This window comes from Burkholderia singularis (assembly GCF_900176645.1).
Taxonomy (GTDB): Bacteria; Pseudomonadota; Gammaproteobacteria; order Burkholderiales; family Burkholderiaceae; genus Burkholderia; species Burkholderia singularis.
This window is the reverse complement of sequence record NZ_FXAN01000006.1, coordinates 1-2,313: the sequence shown is the minus strand read 5'-3', so window position 1 is coordinate 2,313 and position 2,313 is coordinate 1. Positions and strand designations below refer to the sequence as shown.

Below are 2,313 nucleotides of genomic sequence, written 5' to 3'. Positions count from 1 at the left end.
GTCTGAACGCGAATCTCGTGTTCACGTGGCGCCGCCAGTATCGCGCGGAACAGCAGGCTGCGGTGGTGCCACTGTTGCCGGTGGCGATTGTGGATGAGGCGCCGCGAGAAGCGGTGCCTCTGCCCGTGCCCACCATCGAATCTGGGATCGGGAAACCGGCTGTGCCCACCGGCACGATTGAGGTTCGAATCGGCCGAGCGGTGATCAAGGTCGACGGCGTGGTCGACACCGAGATGCTCCGAATGGTGCTGGGGAGCCTGCGGCCATGATCTCTCTGCCCCCGGGTACGCGCATCTGGCTCGCAGCGGGCGTGACCGACATGCGCTGCGGGTTCCAGGGGCTAGCCGCGAAGGTGCAGACCGCGCTCGAAGAGAATCCGCTGGGCGGCAATGTATTCATCTTCCGCGGCCGCCGCGGCGATCTTGTGAAGCTGCTTTGGGCGACCGACGACGGGCTCTGGTTGCTCGCGAAACGATTGGAACGAGGCCGTTTTATCTGGCCGCAGGCCGACGGCGGAAAGATCCATCTGACGAGCGCCCAACTGTCGATGCTGCTCGAGGGCATCGACTGGCGACAGCCACGCCGCACCGCCGCGCTGTCGATGTTGTAAACCGCGTCGAAGGCTCGTAAACTGCGACGCATGTCCAAAGATGCGCCGCTTCCTGCCACCGTCGCTGAGCTCCAGGCCCTGGTGCTCGCGCAGCAAGCATCGCTGCTTGAGCAGCAGGCATCGATCGCAAACATGGGGCGGGAGATCGCCGCCCGCGACGACGAAATCGAGCGCCTGAAGGTGCAGATCGACAAGCTCAGGCGAATGTACTTCGGGAGCAAGTCCGAGAAACTGGCCCGGCAGATCGATAGACTCGAGGCGCAACTCGAAGACCTGACGGCCGGCCAGGGTGCGGCAGACACGCGAGGGCATCGAGACAAGGCGTCGAAAGCGCCCCCCAGTCGAGCGCCCACGCGAGAGCCGCTGCCGCCGCACTTGCCGCGCGATGAAATCGAACTTACGCCGGATCCGGCTTGCCCCAAGTGCGCGACGCTGATGCAGCGGCTCGGCGAGGATGTATCCGAGCAGCTCGCCCGCGTGGCGGCCGCGTTCAAAGTAATCCGCACGATCCGCCACAAGCTGTGCTGTCCTGATTGCGGCCACATAGAACAACCCGCGATGCCCAGCCTGCCGATCGAGCGCAGCATTGCCCATCCGAGCCTGCTGGCCGATATTGCGGTATCGAAGTTCGCCGATCACCAACCGCTGTATCGCCAATCGGAGATTGCCGCACGCGACGGCGTGACGCTGGATCGCGCCAGCATGGGGCGCTGGCTCGGGCAGATTGCCGAGCTTTGCGTGCCACTTGTTGAAGCGATCCAGCGCTACGCGCTGGTCCCCGGCAAGGTGCACGTCGACGACACACCGGTCGCAGTGCTCGCACCAGGCAACGGAAAGACGGTGACCGGACGCTTCTGGGTCTACGTGCGCGACGATCGCCGCTCGGGCTCGACTGACCCGGCTGCGGTATGGTTCGACTTCTCCTCGGATCGCAAAGGGGTTCACCCTCAAACCCGGCTCGTCGCATTCCACGGCATCCTGCAGGCCGATGCCTACGCCGGATTCGATCAACTGTACGCGAGCGGCGAGATCCAGCAAGTGGCATGCTGGGATCACGCGAGGCGGTACATCTACGATGTTCACGTGCGCACGCCGACTCCGGATACCCAGCAACTGCTCGAGATGATCGGCGAGCTTTACAGCATCGAAGCCAACATCCGCGGCAAGGCGCCTGACGAGCGTCTGCGCGTGAGGCAGGAGAAGACCAAGCTGTTGCTCGCGAAGTTCGAAGCGACGATCAGGGCGAAACTCGCGACGCTGTCGACGAAGTCCGCGCTCGCCAAAGCGATCAACTACTCGCTGAACCACTGGGCAGCGCTCGTGTTCTACTGCGAGGACGGTCGGGCCGAGATCAGCAACGTGCTTGCCGAGAACGCCCTGCGCTGTGTCGCGCTCGGACGCAAAAACTATCTGTTCGTCGGCTCCGACAGCGGGGGCGAGCGGGCCGCTGCGATGTATAGCTTGATCGGGACGTGCAAGCTCAACGGAATCAACCCGCGTGCTTACCTGGAATACGTCCTGACCCACATCGCTGATCACAAGATCTCTCGCATCGACGAATTGCTTCCCTGGAACGTGGCCGGCAAACTGAAGCCGGCGACCCCACCTACATCCTAACCGTGTAGGTCACGGACTCCACCACGCCATCACCATCATGCCTCACGCGCGCGCGAATGGGGGACTGGCCTACCCGAGCCGCTTAC

General features: G+C 63.7%; 2 protein-coding genes and 1 pseudogene. All 3 read left to right on the top strand.

Annotated elements, in window-relative coordinates; genetic code table 11:
* Nucleotides 1-269 (top strand): annotated as a pseudogene (locus BSIN_RS00805) (IS66-like element accessory protein TnpA); the annotation flags it as partial.
* Nucleotides 266-610: an IS66 family insertion sequence element accessory protein TnpB gene (tnpB, locus tag BSIN_RS00800; RefSeq protein WP_089339208.1), complete on the top strand. Its 345-nt coding sequence runs from the start codon at nucleotides 266-268 to the stop codon at nucleotides 608-610. The pseudogene BSIN_RS00805 and the gene tnpB, both read left to right, overlap by 4 nt.
* 30 nt (nucleotides 611-640) lie before the next feature.
* Entirely contained in the window at nucleotides 641-2,227 is a 1,587-nt protein-coding gene (gene tnpC / locus BSIN_RS00795) for an IS66 family transposase (protein ID WP_089339207.1), read from the top strand.
* Nucleotides 2,228-2,313 lie beyond the last annotated feature (86 nt).

Excerpts from the sequence above, each read along its gene's own strand:
- tnpB (WP_089339208.1), top strand. The coding sequence starts at position 266 with ATGATCTCTCTGCCCCCGGGTACGCGCATCTGGCTCGCAGCGGGCGTG.
- tnpC (WP_089339207.1), top strand. The coding sequence starts at position 641 with ATGTCCAAAGATGCGCCGCTTCCTGCCACCGTCGCTGAGCTCCAGGCC.